The organism is Halovibrio sp. HP20-59 (assembly GCF_033052795.2).
Classification (GTDB): Bacteria; Pseudomonadota; Gammaproteobacteria; order Pseudomonadales; family Halomonadaceae; genus Vreelandella.
This window is the reverse complement of the sequence record NZ_JAWJUW020000159.1, coordinates 1-242: the sequence shown is the minus strand read 5'-3', so window position 1 is coordinate 242 and position 242 is coordinate 1. Positions and strand designations below refer to the sequence as shown.

General features: G+C 61.2%; 1 protein-coding gene. It reads left to right on the top strand.

Features of this window, described 5'->3' with window-relative positions; all coding sequences use genetic code 11:
- On the top strand, positions 1-187 hold a 187-nt coding region (locus RZA33_RS19735), incomplete at its 5' end, for a hypothetical protein (RefSeq protein WP_317510032.1).
- Positions 188-242: the final 55 nt, after the last annotated feature.

Here is a 242-nt window from a genome sequence, read left to right as displayed (position 1 = left end):
GTCGGCCATCCCGACCGCGAGTGACAACCTGGACACCGACCAGGCGGCCGTTTGGAAGCACAACCCGAACGAGCAGCGTGATCGAGACAGGCTTTTCGATTCGTGGCGCCGCCGGCTGTGCGAGTTCATTGGCTTTGCGCCTGGTCCGATTCTGGGCAATGGTGGCATCAGCGTCTGCCGCGCATAGGAGCAAAGATGGACGCAGCCAAGCTGCAAGCCAAGATTTACGCAGGCTACGCGAA